General features: G+C 63.2%; 11 protein-coding genes. 6 read left to right on the top strand and 5 right to left on the bottom strand.

The annotated features are described in order from the left end of the window. Positions 1 to 169 precede the first annotated feature (169 nt). Together gltX and ABJO61_RS02120 are read right to left on the bottom strand one after the other, a co-directional pair. The gene (gene gltX / locus ABJO61_RS02125) at positions 170 to 1534 is read right to left on the bottom strand and encodes a glutamate--tRNA ligase (protein WP_348323160.1); all 1365 of its coding nucleotides are present in this window, start codon (positions 1532 to 1534) and stop codon (positions 170 to 172) included. Then, positions 1531 to 3198: an NAD+ synthase gene (locus tag ABJO61_RS02120; protein WP_348323161.1), complete on the bottom strand. Its 1668-nt coding sequence runs from the start codon at positions 3196 to 3198 to the stop codon at positions 1531 to 1533. The genes gltX and ABJO61_RS02120 overlap by 4 nt, the downstream gene beginning before the upstream one ends. 213 nt (positions 3199 to 3411) lie before the next feature. On the opposite strand from ABJO61_RS02120, the gene ABJO61_RS02115 reads away from it, so the two are divergent. The 6 genes from ABJO61_RS02115 (at position 3412) to ABJO61_RS02090 (ending at position 11401) form a co-directional block, all read left to right on the top strand. After that, positions 3412 to 4413: an NADP-dependent oxidoreductase gene (locus ABJO61_RS02115; RefSeq protein ID WP_348323162.1), complete on the top strand. Its 1002-nt coding sequence runs from the start codon at positions 3412 to 3414 to the stop codon at positions 4411 to 4413. Between the two features lie 132 nt (positions 4414 to 4545). Then, positions 4546 to 5766 (top strand): efflux RND transporter periplasmic adaptor subunit, encoded by a 1221-nt coding sequence (locus tag ABJO61_RS02110; protein ID WP_348323163.1) that lies wholly within the window; start codon positions 4546 to 4548, stop codon positions 5764 to 5766. Positions 5767 to 5776: 10 nt separating this feature from the next. After that, positions 5777 to 7735, top strand: coding sequence for a MacB family efflux pump subunit (locus tag ABJO61_RS02105; RefSeq protein WP_348323164.1), 1959 nt, complete (start codon positions 5777 to 5779; stop codon positions 7733 to 7735). An 89-nt stretch (positions 7736 to 7824) separates the two neighbouring features. Further along, a complete protein-coding gene (locus ABJO61_RS02100) occupies positions 7825 to 9168 on the top strand; it encodes an efflux transporter outer membrane subunit (RefSeq protein ID WP_348323165.1) in 1344 nt (447 codons plus the stop codon). A gap of 117 nt (positions 9169 to 9285) precedes the next feature. After that, positions 9286 to 10308, top strand: a complete 1023-nt coding sequence (locus ABJO61_RS02095; RefSeq protein ID WP_348348366.1) for an NADP-dependent oxidoreductase — start codon at positions 9286 to 9288, stop codon at positions 10306 to 10308. Between the two features lie 79 nt (positions 10309 to 10387). Next, positions 10388 to 11401: an NADP-dependent oxidoreductase gene (locus ABJO61_RS02090; protein ID WP_348323167.1), complete on the top strand. Its 1014-nt coding sequence runs from the start codon at positions 10388 to 10390 to the stop codon at positions 11399 to 11401. 53 nt (positions 11402 to 11454) lie between these two features. Here the strand turns inward: ABJO61_RS02090 and ABJO61_RS02085 are convergent, their stop codons facing one another. The 3 genes from ABJO61_RS02085 to rpiA form a co-directional block, all read right to left on the bottom strand. Continuing rightward, entirely contained in the window at positions 11455 to 12849 is a 1395-nt protein-coding gene (locus tag ABJO61_RS02085) for a 3-deoxy-7-phosphoheptulonate synthase class II (RefSeq protein ID WP_348323168.1), read from the bottom strand. A 141-nt stretch (positions 12850 to 12990) separates the two neighbouring features. Then, a complete protein-coding gene (gene gor / locus ABJO61_RS02080; protein WP_348323169.1) occupies positions 12991 to 14373 on the bottom strand; it encodes a glutathione-disulfide reductase in 1383 nt (460 codons plus the stop codon). Between the two features lie 26 nt (positions 14374 to 14399). After that, positions 14400 to 15098 carry a ribose-5-phosphate isomerase RpiA gene (rpiA, locus tag ABJO61_RS02075; RefSeq protein ID WP_348323170.1) on the bottom strand — a complete coding sequence of 233 codons (699 nt, stop codon included), beginning with the start codon at positions 15096 to 15098 and terminating at the stop codon, positions 14400 to 14402. Position 15099: the final 1 nt, after the last annotated feature.

The raw sequence follows: 15099 nt of genomic DNA, 5'->3' as shown, positions 1-15099 counted from the left end.
GGGGTGACTTCCGCCACCGGCCAGACCCGTTATCCACAATGTATTGCAAGCGTGCTTGTACGGCGGCGGCGGAGCTATGTCAGCCGCTAATAATCAGACCCTGAATGATCGAGCGTGCCGGGTTCATGCCGGTATCCTGATCTGTTGCCGTTAAAAAACTATAACAGTTTCAAGCCGTTAGTCCGCTGAGCCGGGCCTTTGCCCGCTCCCGTCCGATCAGAGGTAGCAGGTTTTTCAATTCCGGTCCATGCGTCAAACCGGTCAGCGCGAGGCGAAGCGGCATGAAGAGCGCCTTGCCCTTGCGGCCCGTCGCCTGCTTCACGGCATCGGTCCAGAGGCCCCATGTGGCCTGGTCCCACGGCTCCGGGGGGAGCGCGGCGGCGGCGGCGGCGGCGAAATCGCGCTCCTCGATGACGGGCTCGACCGGCCCCTGGACGATGCGCGCCCAATCCGCCGCATCGGCAAAGAGGACGAGGTTCGGCTTCACCGCTTCCCAGAAGGCCTCGCCCAGATCGGCGCCGAGGGCGGCGAGACGGGGCTGCGCCTGCGCATAGGACATGAGATGAAGGCAGGCGGCATTGACGCGGGCGAGGTCCGCCGGGTCGAAGCGGATGTCCGAGCGGCCAAGGCTCGAAATGTCGAAACCTTCGGCCAGCGTCGCGAGCGAGAGGCAGGGCTCGACCGGCTCCGGCGTGCCGAGGCGCGCGAGAAGCGCATTGAGCGCCATCGCCTCATAGCCCGCCTCGCGGAGCGCGCGGAGCGAGAAACGCTCGGCATCGTCGCGCTTCGACAGCGGTTTGCCCTCCGGACCGTTCAGGAGCGAGTAATGCGCGAAGGCGGGCGGCGCCGCACCCAGCGCGCGGATGATCTGGATCTGGACGCCGGTGTTGGTGATGTGGTCGGACCCGCGAATGACATGGGTGACCCGGAAGCCGATGTCGTCGACGATGCTCGGCAGCGTGTAGAGGAAGCGGCCATCCTCGCGGATGAGCACGGGGTCCGAAAGCGAGGCGCCATCGACCTCGACATGGCCCTGGATCATGTCCTCGAATGTCGTGTGCTCGTGATCGAGCTTGAAACGCCAATGGGGCTTGCGGCCTTCGGCCTCCAGAGCGGCGCGGTCTTCATCGGTGAGGTTGAGCGCGGCGCGGTCATAGACGGGGGGAAGGCCGCGCGCGTGCTGGCGCTTGCGGCGGCGGTCGAGCTCGGCGGCGCTTTCATAAGCGGGATAAAGGCGGCCATCGGCTTTCAGCTTTTCGGCTGCCGCCTCATAGGCCGCGAGGCGTTCGGACTGGCGGGCGAAGATGTCGTGGGTGAGACCGAGCCAGCGCAAGTCTTCCTCTATCGCGGCGGCGAATTCGGCAGTCGAGCGCGCATCATCCGTGTCATCCATGCGGAGCATGAAGCGGCCGCCATTCTTCCGTGCAAAGAGGAAGTTGAAGAGCGCAGCGCGGGCATTGCCGACATGAAGACGGCCCGTGGGCGACGGGGCGAAGCGGACGATTATGTCCGAGGGATCGGGATTACCGCTCATACATCCTGATCCCGGAAGCCGTTCACGATCGGATAGCGGCGGTCGCGGCCGAAATTGCGCGCGGTGACCTTGACGCCGGGGGCGGACTGGCGGCGCTTGTATTCCGAAATGTAGAGCAGATGCTCGACGCGCTTCACGAGGTCGCGGTCATGGCCGCGCTCGACGATCTCGCGCGACGACATTTCCTCTTCCACGAGACAGTGGAGAATATCGTCCAGCGCCTCATAGGGCGGCAGCGAATCCTCGTCCTTCTGATCGGGACGGAGTTCGGCGGAGGGCGGGCGCGTGATGATGTTTTCCGGGATCACGCGTCCTTCCGGCCCGAGACAGCCCTTCGGCATGTTCTCGTTGCGCCAGCGCGACATACGGAAGACGCGCGTCTTGTAGAGATCCTTGATCGGATTGAAGCCGCCATTCATGTCGCCATAGATGGTGGCGTAGCCCGCCGAGATTTCCGACTTGTTGCCGGTGGTGAGCAGCATGGAGCCGAACTTGTTGGAGATCGCCATGAGAATGACGCCACGCGAGCGTGACTGGAGGTTTTCTTCCGTTGTATCGGCCTGCGTATTCTCGAAGAGTTTTTCGAGTGCGGAGGTGAAGCCCGCGACCGGCGCTTCGATGGGAACGGTGTCATAGCGCACGCCGAGAAGTTTCGCGCATTCCGCCGCATCGCCGAGGCTTTCCGACGAGGTGTAGCGGTAAGGCAGCATGACGCAGTGAACCTTGTCGGCACCCAGCGCGTCGACGGCAATGGCGGCGACGAGCGCGCTGTCGATACCGCCCGAGAGGCCGAGGACGACGCCGGGAAAATGGTTCTTTTTCACATAGTCGCGCAGGCCCTGCACGACGGCGAGATAGAGTGCTTCGTCGCTCTCCTCGATCCTGGCGCGTTCGCCGGTCTCGCAAAACCAGCCCTTGTCCCCGCGCGTCCAGTCGGTGAGCGCGACCTTCTCTTCCCATGCGGGCATCTGGACGGGGAGCGAGAGATCGGCATTCAGCACGAAGGAGGCGCCATCGAAGACGAGTTCGTCCTGACCGCCGAGCTGGTTCACATAAGCCAGCGGCAGGCCGCTCTCCTTGATGCGGGAGACGGCAAGCTGCATACGGGCATCGAACTTGTTGAAATCGTAGGGCGAGCCGTTCGGCACGAGCAGGATTTCGGCGCCGGACTCTTCAAGGCACTCCACCACATCCGGGAACCAGATGTCCTCGCAGATGGGGGCGCCGATACGCACACCGCGAATGTTGAAGGGGCCCGGCATGGGGCCTTCATCGAAAACACGCGGCTCGTCGAAGACGGAATAGTTCGGCAGGTGGGCCTTGGCGCGGTAGCCGCGGACCTCGCCATGATCGAGGTGGAGGACGGCGTTGAAGAGCTTGCCGTCATCGGCGAGCCAGGGACAGCCAATGAGCACGGCGGGGCCGCCATCGACCGTCTGGCGGGCGAGCTCGATTGCAGCATTGCGCGCGGCCTGCTGGAAGGCGCGCTTCAGCACGAGATCTTCCGGCGGGTAGCCGGTGAGGAAAAGCTCGGAGAAGACGATAAGGTCCGCGCCCTCGATCTCCGCCTCGCGGCGGGCTTCGACGGCTTTTTGAAGATTGCCCGCGATGTCCCCGACGACGGGGTTCAACTGGGCGAGAGCAATGCGGAGCTTGTCGGTCATGTCGCTTTCGGCATTTTCACAAGGAATCGCGGGGGGAATCGCGGGGGGAATCGCGAGGGCTTAGCCGCATGTATGATGGCGGTTTTAGCCGTTGAGAAGCGCACTCACAATAGTTCAGGGTTGAACGGCGGCGAGGATCATTCCGGGGTGCACCCGGCGCGCGCTGCCGCTAGGCTCGCCTCAACAGAAAATATTGCAAAGGGAGAAGCCGCCATGACCGCCAACCGCCAGGTGCTGCTGACAGAAACGCCGCAGGGAAAGCTCGCCGAGAGCCATTTCAAGTTCGAGCCGAACGGCAAGATGCCAGAGGCAAAGGATGGCGAGCTTCTGCTGAAGACGAAGATGATCTCGCTCGATGCGGCGAACCGGGCCTGGATGCAGGGCGCGACCTATCGCTCGGCGGTGGAGGCCGGGACGGTGATGGCGGGCGGCTCGATCTCCGAAGTGGTGGAGGCAAAGGCGCCGGGCTTTGCCAAGGGCGACCTCGTTTTCTCGGATACGGGCTGGCAGGATTATGCGGCGGTGCCCGCGAAAACGGCGCAGAAGCTGCCGAAGATGGAGCCCCTCTCCCACCTTCTCAGCGTCTATGGCATTGCTGGGCTGACCGCCTATTTCGGGCTTCTTGAAGTCGGCAAGCCGAAGGCCGGCGAGACGGTGGTCGTCTCCGCCGCGGCGGGCTCCGTCGGCTCCATCGTCGGGCAGATCGCCAAGATCAAGGGCTGCACCGTGATCGGCATCGCGGGCGGCGCGGCGAAATGCAAGCTCCTCACCGACGAACTCGGCTTCGATGCGGCCATCGACTACAAGGCCGAGCCCGTGGGCAAGGCGCTCCGCAAGGCGGCGCCGAAGGGCATCGACGTCTATTTCGACAATGTGGGCGGCGACATTCTCGAAGCCGTGCTGTTCGGCATGAACAATCACGGACGCATCGCCTGTTGCGGGGCGGTATCGCAATATGACGGCGCAGCCCCCGCACACGGGCCGCGCGGCATTCCCGGCCTCGTCGTCGTGAAGCGGCTCACCATGCAGGGCTTCATCGTGACGGATTATCAGGATCAGCACGACAAGGCGCTGGCCGAGCTTCAGGGCTGGGTCGAGAGCGGCAAGCTCAAGGTCAAGGAAGACATCATGGAAGGGCTCGAAAACACGCCGAAGGCGCTGATCGGGCTGCTCGCCGGTGAGAATGTCGGCAAACGCATGATCCGGGTGTCCTGAACCCGCTGCATATTGCACCTATCCGCGCGTTAACTGCCCTTCATTGCCGATTTTGGCCGCTTTCCCGCGACGGAAGCGCCATACCACTCCGTTATAAAAGGATGCGGCGGCAATGAAGAGGCAGACGGGCCAATGGGCTACGACAGCGATACGAGAGACGAAATCCAGAACGGCGAGGCGCGGCGTTTTCCCGCGCGGCTGAAGGCGCATTGGCGCGGCCTGCCCGGCGCTGTCCGCTGGGGCGGCATCGGCGTTGCCGCGCTTGTCGCGCTGTGGCTCTTCTATGGGTGGGCGTTTGACGGCGAAAGCACCACCTATCGCACCGCGACCGCGGCGCGCGGCAATATCGAACAGACGGTGACGGCGCTCGGCTCCCTGCAACCCAAGGATTATGTGGATGTGGGTGCGCAGGTTTCCGGCCAGCTCAAGACCGTCTTTGTGGATGTGGGCGACGAGGTGAAGGAAGGTGACCAGCTCGCCGAAATCGACGCCCAGACCTATGAAACGGCAGTGGCGGCGGCGCGCGCCCGGCTCGTCCAACTCCAGTCCGAACTGGCCGGCTCTCAAGCGGAACTCTCCCTGGCACAACGGCAATACAAGCGAAACCTCGACCTTGCGAAAATCGATGCGGTAAGCCGCGACGATCTCGACACGAGCGAGACGGCCGTGAAGACGACGCAGGCGACCATCGCCTCGCTTCAGGCGCAGATCGAACAGCAGAAATCGACCGTCGAAGGCGACGAGATCAATCTCGGCTATACGAAAATCTATGCCCCGATGAACGGCACCGTCACCTCGCAAACGGCGCTGCAAGGCCAGACGCTGAACGCGAACCAGACGGCGCCGACGATCCTGACCATTTCGGACCTCAGCACCATGACCGTGGAAGCGGAAGTGGCGGAAGCGGATGTGGGCCGGCTCACGCCGGACATGCCTGTCTATTTCACCACGCTGGGCGCACCCAACGAGCGCTGGCGTTCGACCATACGCCAGATATTGCCGACGCCGGAAATCGAGAATGACGTGGTGCTCTATACCGTGCTCATCGACATTGCCAACCCCGACCGCAAGCTGATGACGGATATGACGACGCAGGTCTTCTTCCTGCTGGGCGAAGCCGACGATGTGGTGACCGTGCCCGTGGGTGCGGTGAAAAGCAGCGCTGACGGCCAGTCCTATGTGACGGTGCTGACGAAAGACGGGCCGCGCCCGCGCGACGTCGAAACGGGCATCGCCAACCGCATCAGCATTGAAATCAGGAGCGGGCTTGAAGCCGGAGAAATTGTTGTGACGGGAACGGAGACGGGCAGCAGCGAAAGCAGCAGCCGCCGTGGCCCTCCGGGCTTCCTGTAAGGCAAGACAGATGCACGCTCCCAACTCCCGCAACAAAACACCGCTGATCCAGATCAGCGACGTGACGAAGGTTTACCGCACCGGCGGCGCGGAAGTGCGCGCGCTCGACGGCGTGTCGATGACCATCGATCGCGGCGAGTTCGTCGCCATCATGGGCCAGTCGGGTTCGGGCAAGTCGACGCTGATGAATATTCTGGGCTGCCTCGACCGACCGACGGACGGGAAGTATACGGTGGCCGGGACGGATGTCGCCCTGCTCTCCTCCGATGAGCTGGCAACACTCCGGCGCGATACATTCGGCTTCGTGTTCCAGCGCTACAATCTGCTCGCCACGATGACGGCAGTGGAGAATGTCGAGCTGCCCGCCGTCTATGCCGGCACGACAAAGAGCGAGCGCAGCCGGCGCGCGCAGGAACTGCTCGTGCAACTCGGCATGGGCGAGCGCGCCGCGCATCGGCCATCCGAGCTTTCGGGCGGACAGCAGCAGCGCGTTTCCATTGCGCGCGCGCTGATGAACGGGGCCGACGTCATTCTCGCGGACGAGCCGACAGGCGCGCTCGACACGCAAAGCGGCGCCGACGTGCTGGAGGTTCTGAAGAGGCTCAACGCACAAGGGCATACCGTCATTCTGATCACGCATGACCCGGCGGTTGCCAAACATGCCGACCGCACCATCCAGATCAGCGACGGGCGCATCGTCTCCGACAGCGGAGCGAAAACACGCGCAAGCTCAAGCGAAACCGGCAAGCCCCTCGCAGAAGGAGGCTTCGCCATTCAGACGGAAGTCGCGGAAGCCATGAAAATGGCGTTCCGCTCGTTGCGTGCAAATATTTTCCGCACGGCCCTGACGCTGCTTGGCGTCGTGATCGGCGTGGCGGCGGTGGTCGTGATGCTGGCCATCGGCGACGGCAGCAAGGCGAATATCGTAAGTTCCATGCAGAGCATGGGCACGAACCTGCTTGTGGTGCGCCCCGGTGCGCCGGGTGTGCGCTCGAGTGGCGAGATTGCGACGCTGACAACGGCGGACGCCGAAGCGATCCGCCTCGAAGTGCCGAACGTGGCCGCCATCGCACCGGCCCGCAGCAGCGCCACCACCTTGCGCTACGGCAATATCGACTATCGCACGCAGGTGGAGGGCACCTGGCCCTCGCTGCCTGCGGTACGCGACTGGAACATGGCGGAGGGCGGCTTTTTCACGGAAGCGGATCTCAACGGCTATGCGCCGGTGATCGTGCTCGGCCAAACGGTGGTCGATGCGCTGTTTCCCGATAGCGGCGACCCGGTCGGAAAATACGTGCTTGTCGGCAATATTCCCTTCGAGGTGGTGGGCATACTGGAACCGAAAGGCGCCGCCGCGTTCGGCCGGGACCAGGACGATATTGCCTATGTGCCGATCACGACCGGTTTCATGCGGCTCTTCGGGCAGCAATATGCCAACTCGATCACGGCAAAGGTGACGAATTCCGATTTCGTGGACGACACGGAAACCGCGATCCACACGCTTCTTCTCGCCCGCCACCGGACGGAGGACTTCCAGATCCGCAATACAGCCTCGATGCTGGAGACGCTGGAGAGCATGTCGAACACCATGACAATATTGCTCGGCTCGGTGGCGGCGATCTCGCTGCTTGTCGGCGGCATCGGCGTGATGAACATCATGCTTGTGAGCGTGACGGAGCGAACGCGGGAAATTGGCCTGCGCATGGCGACCGGCGCGCGGATGAGCAATATCCTCGTACAGTTCAACACGGAAGCGCTGGTCGTTTGCGGCGTGGGCGGCATGATCGGCGTCTTGCTCGGGATTTCCGTCGCCTATGTACTGAGCAGCGCGGGCATGAACATTGCGATCAATGCGATGCCGTCCATCCTGGCGTTTATATGCGCGTTCCTGACGGGGCTCGTATTCGGCTACCTGCCCGCGCGGAAAGCGGCGCAGCTCGACCCCGTGGTCGCGCTGGCATCGGAGTGAGGTTCTTCATGACACATCAACTCAGCGCCCCCGCCCCGAAAAATTCAGGAATTTTTCGACCCTCCCCCCAGGGGAAGGTGGGAAGAATAGTGCCTCTTGCGTTGGCGCTGATGCTCGCCGCCTGCACGATGGCGCCGGATTATGAACGCCCCGCCATCGACACGCCGCAGGGCTATTCCTCGGCGCAGCAGACGGGCGGCATGGAGATTGCCGCCGATACGCAATGGTGGACGGCTTTCGGAGAACCGGAGCTGACGCTGCTGATGCAGGCGGCGCTGGCGCAGAACCTCGACATCGAGCAGGCGCTGGCGCGCGTCGAACAGGCACGCGGCGCGGCACGGGCGGCGGGGGCATCACTGCTGCCGCAGGTGAATGGCAATGCCAATGCAAGCCGCAGCGACCCGCGCGGCGGGAGCACACGGGAGAGCGCGGATATCGGGCTTTCCGCGAGCTATACGCTCGACATATGGGGCCGCTACCGCGACGAGGCGCGCTCGGCGGCGCTTTCGCTGGAAGCAACGCAATATGACAAGGAGAGCGCGGCGCTGATCGTGCAATCCAATGTCGCGACGACCTATTTCACGATCCTGACGCTGAAGGACCGGATCGCGATTGCCGAAGACTCGCTGAAGGCGGCGCGCGGCACGCTCGACATCGTGGAAGCGCGCTACAGGGCGGGAAGCATTTCCGGCCTCGACCTCGCGCAGCAGCGCAACACCGTGGCGGCCATCGAGGCGACCCTGCCCCCGCTGCGCGCGGACCTTGCGGCCAACGAGAATGCGATGGCCATCCTGATCGCGACGACGCCCGGACGCTTCACGGTTGAAGGCGACACACTCGACAAGGTGGCGCTGCCCGCCATCGCGGCGGGACAGCCCTCGGCGCTTCTCGAACGGCGGCCCGACATCAAAAGCGCGGAAGCAAGCCTCAAGGGGGCCAATGCCGATATCGGCGCGGCGCGCGCGGCCTTCTTCCCAAGTCTCGACCTGACGGCCTCGCTGACGCGGAGCTTCGCCACGGCAAGTGCGGCGGAGACCGCCTCCTCGCTCGGCGCCTCGCTGCTCGCACCGATCTTCTCGGGCGGGTCGCTGGAAGGGAACCTGCAATCGGCGAAAGGGCGGCAGGCGGAACTCGCTGCCGCCTATCAGCAGACGGTGCTCACCTCCTTCTCGGAGGTCGAGAACTCGCTGAACAATGTGGAAGCGACGGCACAGCGCGAAGCCTCGCTCGACATCGCGGCGGCGGAAGCCGGAAAGGCCTATGAACTTTCGCAGGCGCGCTACCGCGCGGGCGCGAGCGACCTTCTCTCCGTGCTCGATGCGCAGAGAAGCTGGCTCTCCGCGCGGGACAGCGCAGCGCAAGCGCAGCTTGAACGCTACAGCACCGCCGTCGAACTCTTCATCGCGCTCGGCGGCGGGTGGAAATCCATATAGCCGTTCAAGTGTTCACAACGTGTTGTTCAGCGCTGGGCGGGGCTTTGCTTCCGCCAACGGGCAAAGGCGGCTAGTCTCCTCCCCAACGAAACCAAAGAACCCCGGAGGAGACCCATGATGAACCTGACCTCAAAGGAAATTCGCCTGAAGGCGCGGCCTGTGGGCATGCCCAAAGACAGCGATTTCGAAGTCGCGACGACGGAAGCGCGCCAGCCCGGCGATGGCGAGGTGCTGGTGCGGAACATCTGGATGTCGGTCGACCCCTATATGCGCGGGCGCATGATGGACCGCGAGAGCTATGTGCCGCCGTTCCAGATCGGCAGTCCGCTGGAAGGCGGCGCCATCGGCCAGGTGGTGGAATCGAAAAGCGACAAGCTGAAGGTCGGGACTTACGTGAACCACATGCTCGGCTGGCGCGAATTCGCGACCGGCCCCGCGGGGGGCTTCACACCGGTCGACCCTTCGCTCGGTCCGATCGAAGCCTTTCTCGGTGTGCTCGGCATGCCGGGCATGACGGCATGGGCCGGCCTCTTCAAGGTGGCGGAACTGAAGGATGGCGAGACGGTGTTCGTTTCCGCGGCTTCCGGCGCCGTCGGCTCAGTGGTCTGCCAGCTTGCCAAGGCGCATGGCTGCTACGTGGTCGGCTCGGCCGGTTCGGACGAGAAATGCAAGTGGCTCGAAGAGGTCGCGGGCATCGACAAGGCGATCAATTACAAGACGTGCGGCGACCTCACCAAGGCCGTGAAGGAAGCATTCCCGAAAGGCATCGACGTCTATTTCGAGAATGTGGGCGGCAAGCACCTCGAAGCGGCCATCGAATCCATGCGGGTGAACGGGCGCGCGGCGCTGTGCGGCATGATCGAACAGTATAACGACACCGAACCGCGCCCCGGCCCGACGAACCTCATTCAGATCGTCGGCAAGAGCCTCCGGCTTCAGGGCTTCATCGTTTCCAACTATTTCCAGCATCTCGGCGATTTCTTCGCGGAGATGGGCCCGCTGATCCAGGGCGGCAAGATGAAATGGGAAGAGACGGTTGAAGAGGGCATCGAGAATGCGCCGAAGGCCTTCCTCAACCTCTTCAAGGGCGCGAATTTCGGCAAGATGCTGGTGAAGATCGGGCCCGACAAGGCGGTCTGACCTCGCATTTTCCGATGACGGCATAGTGGCCCGGGTTCAAAGCCCGGGCCATACTGCTTTGAAAGAGGGAGGAGATCACATGCCGACAAAAGCGAAACGATGGGTGCTGGCGTCACGGCCTGACGGAAAGCCGCGCGCGGAGAATTTCCGGCTTGAGGATGTGACGCTGCCGGATATCGGCGAGCATGAAATCCTGATCCGCACGGAATATCACTCCGTCGATCCGGGCATGCGGGGGCGGCTTTCAGGCGACAGCTATACGGCGGCGCTGCCTGTCGGCGAGACCATCGACAGCGCGATGGTGGGCGTCGTCGAAGCATCAAACAACGAGAAGTTCAAACCGGGCGACCGGGTAACGGGCGGCTTCGGCTGGGTGACACATGCGGTGTCGAACGGGCGCGGCGTGCAGAAGCTCGCGCCTGAAATGTTTCACGGAAAGCTCCGCCCGACCGCAGCCATCGGCGTGCTCGGCATTCCGGGGCTTACGTCCTATTTCGGCTTGCTGGAACTCGGGGCACCGAAGGAAGGCGACACGGTGCTGATTTCCTCCGCCGCCGGGCCCGTGGGCGCGACGGCCGGGCAGATTGCGAAGATGAAGGGCTGCCGCGTGGTCGGTATCGCGGGCTCGCAGGCGAAGTGCGACTATGTGACGGGGCTAGGCTTCGATGCCTGCTTTTCCTATCGGGGCGCGGATTTGCGTGCGGCGATCAAGGATCACTGCCCGGACGGGGTCGACATCTATTTCGACAATGTGGGCGGCGAGATGCTCGACGCGGCGATCCTGAACATGAAGGAACATGGGCGGATCGTGATTTCGGGGCAGGTCAGCGAATATAACCGCGCGGACGACGAACTCGTCGGCATCCGCAATGTGACGCGCTTCATCACGCACCGGCTTCGCATGGAAGGGCTCGTTGTGTTCGACTATTTCAAGCGCTTCCGAGAGGCACAAGCCGAGATGGCCGGATGGATCCACGAGGGGAAGCTCGTCTACACGGAAGACGTGTCGGAGGGGATCGAGGGATCGGCGGAGGCCTTCATCGGCTTGTTCGAGGGAGAGAACCTCGGGCGGCGGCTGATCAAGGTGAGCTAGAAAAAAGGCCCGGCGTTTCCACCGGGCCTTTTCATTTTGTTCGCGTGCGGCTCTTACCAGGCGCCGAGCGCCGCGACGGGCCCCGCGCGACGGGCCTCCGCCCTCTCCTTCTTCAGCCCTTCGGCGATGAGGAAGGCGAGTTCGAGAGACTGGTTCGCGTTGAGGCGCGGGTCGCAATGGGTGTGGTAACGGTCGCCCAGTTCCGTTTCGGTGATCGCCTGCGCGCCGCCGATGCACTCGGTGACGTTCTGGCCGGTCATTTCGAAATGAACGCCGCCCGCATGCGTACCCTCGGCGCGATGAACGGCCATGAAGGCCTGCACCTCGGCGAGGATGCGGTCGACCGGCCGCGTCTTGTAGCCCGACGACGCCTTGATGGTGTTGCCGTGCATCGGATCGCAGGACCAGACGACCTTCTTGCCCTCGCGCTCGACAGCGCGGATGAGCTGCGGCAGGTGCTTCTCGACATTCTCTGCGCCGAAGCGGCAGATGAGCGTCAGGCGGCCCGGCTCGTTCTTCGGGTTCAGAAGATCGGTGAGGCGGACAAGCTCTTCCGGGTCGAGCGAGGGACCGCACTTCATGCCGATCGGGTTCTTGATGCCGCGCATATATTCGACATGGCCATGATCGGGCTGGCGCGTACGGTCGCCGATCCAGAGCATGTGGGCGGAGGTGTCGTACCAGTCGCCCGTGGTGCTATCGATGCGCGTCATCGCCTGCTCGTAGCCGAGCAGCAGAGCTTCGTGGCTCGTGTAGAAATCCGTCGTGTGAAGCTGCGGCTGCGTCTCGCCGTCGATACCGCAGGCGCGCATGAAGTCGAGCGTCTCGGTGATGCGGTTCGCCAGCTCCTCGTAGCGCGCGCCTTCCGGGCTGTCGGAGACAAAGCCGAGATTCCAGCGATGCACGAAGTCGAGATCGGCATAGCCGCCATTCGCGAAGGCGCGGATGAGGTTCAGCGTGGAGGCCGACTGCGAATAGGCGCGCAGCAGGCGCTCGGGATCGGGCACACGGGACTTCTCGTCGAAATCGATGCCGTTGATATTGTCGCCGAGATAGGACGGCAGCGTCACGTCGCCAATGGTTTCGGTGGGCGAGGAACGCGGCTTCGCGAACTGACCGGCGATGCGGCCCACCTTCACGACGGGCGAGGCGGCGGCGAAGGTCAGCACGACCGCCATCTGCAGCAGCACGCGAAAGGTATCGCGGATATTGTCGGCGGAAAATTCGGCGAAGCTCTCGGCGCAATCGCCGCCCTGAAGCAGGAACGCACGGCCCTCGCAGACCTCGGCGAGATCTGCCTTCAGCTTACGAGCTTCACCTGCAAACACGAGCGGCGGATAGGAGCGCAAGCGCGCTTCTACGGCGGCCAATGCCGCCTCGTCCGGGTATGCCGGGAGATGCTTTGCGGGCTTTGCGCGCCAGCTCTCCGGTTTCCAGTTCTCCGCCATGTTGTCTTCTCCGAAACGCAAAAAAGGCCGGGTCTCCGGGGTTTTACCCGGAAGGCCGCACCCTTCTCATATGGAAGGCGGATATATAGTCCACAAGGGCTCTAAAGGGAAGTCTAAGCCCTTGATCGTGCTGACGGACGGTTAATCCGCCGCCTTGATGACCGGGGCCTGCCACTTCTCTTTCATGGTGACGAGCTCCTCGGCCGCTGTCGGATGGACGGCGATGGTCATGTCGAACTGGGCCTTGGTGGCGCCCATCGTGACGGCGATGCCGATGGCCTGGATCACCTCGCCAGCGCCTGAGCCCATGATGTGAACGCCGAGCACCTTGTCGGATTTGGCATCCACAATAAGCTTCATGAAGGTGCGCTCCTGCGAACCCGAAAGTGTGTTCTTCAGGGCGCGGAAGGCGGTCTTGTAGATGTCGACCTCCTCATATTGTTCGCGCGCCTGCGCCTCGGTGAGGCCGACGGTGCCCATTTCCGGCTGGGAGAAGATCGCTGTCGGGATGATCGAATGATCGACCTTCACATCCTTGCCGCCAAAGACGGTATCGGCGAAGGCATGGCCCTCGCGGATCGCGACGGGGGTCAGGTTCGCGCGGTCGGTGACATCGCCCACGGCATAGATGCTCTCCACGGAAGACTGCGAATAATCGTCGACCACGACCTCGCCCGCCATGCCGAGCTTCACGCCTGCGTCTTCAAGGCCGAGGCCCTTCGTATTGGGCGCGCGGCCCGTCGCATACATGACGCAATCGGTGGAGATCGTATCGCCATCATTGAGCTTCAGATGCAGCTCGCCGTCCTTCTTTTCGATGGCGACGATGTCGCTGTTCATGCGCAGGTCGATGCCCTTCTTCGTCATCTCCTCGGAGAGAAGATCGCGGAGATCGTCGTCGAAGCCGCGCATGAAGAGGGGGCCGCGATAGAGCTGCATGGTCTCGACGCCGAGACCATTGAAGATGCCCGCGAACTCAACCGCGATGTAGCCGCCGCCGACAACGACCACGCGCCTGGGCAATTCCTCGAGGTGGAAAGCCTCGTTGGAGGTGATCGCATGTTCGATGCCGGGAATGTCCGGCAGGAAGGGCGTTGCGCCAACCGCGACCAGAATACGCTCCGCCGTGATCTCGCGCTCCCGCCCTTCGAGCCGGATGGTATGCGCATCTTTCACCGTGGCGCGGCCATCCAGAATCTCGACGCCTGCCTTTTCAAGATTGCGGATATAGATGCCGTTCAGGCGGTCGATTTCCTTGTCCTTGTGGGAGACAAGCGTCTTCCAGTCGAATTTCGTTTCACCGACCGTCCAGCCGAAGCCCGCCGCATCCTCGAAATCATCCGAGAAGTGACTTGCATAAACGAAGAGCTTTTTCGGGACGCAGCCGCGAATGACGCAGGTACCGCCAACGCGATATTCCTCGGCAACGGCGACCTTCGCGCCGTGGTTCGCGGCGATGCGGGCTGCACGCACACCACCGGAACCCGCGCCGATGACAAAGAGGTCGTAAACATATTCAGCCATCGTTCGGGCTCCCGGTTTTTCGTGCTTTATGTCTTTTCGATGATATCGGTGCCCGACGGCGTACCTACAATGGCGAGAGCGGCAATGCCGATAAACAATCCGTTATCGACAACGCCGGGAATGAGGTTCAGCGCCGCTGCGAGACCATCCGGGTCCGGGATCTCCCCGAAAGTGCAATCGTAGATGAAGTTCTCGCTGTCGGTGAAGAAGGGTTCGCCATATTCGTCGGCACGGCGAGACATCTTGCCGGTGCAGCCGAAGGCGCTGGCGACTTCCGCGATCTTGCGCGCCGTGACCGTGGCGCCGAAGGGAATGACCTCGACGGGAAGCGGAAAGGCGCCGAGCGTCTCCACCAGTTTCGACGCATCGGCAATCACGATCATTTGATCGGACGCCGTGGCGACGATCTTCTCGCGAAGCAGCGCGCCGCCACCACCCTTGATGAGACGGAGCTGGCGGTCCAGTTCATCCGCACCATCGACGGTGATATCGAGATGCGGCGTGTCGTCGAGATTGGAGAGCGCAATGCCGAGGCTCGCGGCGAGCTTGCCCGTGCGTTCGGAGGTCGGCACACCGACAACCTCAAGCCCCTGCGCCACCTTTTCGCCCAGCGCACGAACGAAATGTTCCGCCGTCGAGCCCGTGCCGAGGCCGAGCTTCATCCCGGGCTTCACATAGTCGAGCGCACGAATGGCCGCCGCCTTTTTCTCGTCGTCAGCCGTCATG

The sequence above is a fragment of the Parvibaculum sp. genome (genome assembly GCF_039973015.1).
Taxonomy (GTDB): Bacteria; Pseudomonadota; Alphaproteobacteria; order Parvibaculales; family Parvibaculaceae; genus Parvibaculum.
Note: the sequence above shows the minus strand (reverse complement) of the source record. Positions and strands in the feature narration are given on the sequence as shown.

What these genes read in the sequence shown, in the direction of transcription:
- ABJO61_RS02105 (WP_348323164.1), top strand. Translation starts at nt 5,777, where the DNA reads ATGCACGCTCCCAACTCCCGCAACAAAACACCGCTGATCCAGATCAGC.
- rpiA (WP_348323170.1), bottom strand. Translation starts at nt 15,098, where the DNA reads ATGACGGCTGACGACGAGAAAAAGGCGGCGGCCATTCGTGCGCTCGAC.
- ABJO61_RS02090 (WP_348323167.1), top strand. Translation starts at nt 10,388, where the DNA reads ATGCCGACAAAAGCGAAACGATGGGTGCTGGCGTCACGGCCTGACGGA.
- gor (WP_348323169.1), bottom strand. Translation starts at nt 14,373, where the DNA reads ATGGCTGAATATGTTTACGACCTCTTTGTCATCGGCGCGGGTTCCGGT.
- gltX (WP_348323160.1), bottom strand. Translation starts at nt 1,534, where the DNA reads ATGAGCGGTAATCCCGATCCCTCGGACATAATCGTCCGCTTCGCCCCG.
- ABJO61_RS02120 (WP_348323161.1), bottom strand. Translation starts at nt 3,198, where the DNA reads ATGACCGACAAGCTCCGCATTGCTCTCGCCCAGTTGAACCCCGTCGTC.
- ABJO61_RS02115 (WP_348323162.1), top strand. Translation starts at nt 3,412, where the DNA reads ATGACCGCCAACCGCCAGGTGCTGCTGACAGAAACGCCGCAGGGAAAG.
- ABJO61_RS02095 (WP_348348366.1), top strand. Translation starts at nt 9,286, where the DNA reads ATGAACCTGACCTCAAAGGAAATTCGCCTGAAGGCGCGGCCTGTGGGC.
- ABJO61_RS02085 (WP_348323168.1), bottom strand. Translation starts at nt 12,849, where the DNA reads ATGGCGGAGAACTGGAAACCGGAGAGCTGGCGCGCAAAGCCCGCAAAG.
- ABJO61_RS02110 (WP_348323163.1), top strand. Translation starts at nt 4,546, where the DNA reads ATGGGCTACGACAGCGATACGAGAGACGAAATCCAGAACGGCGAGGCG.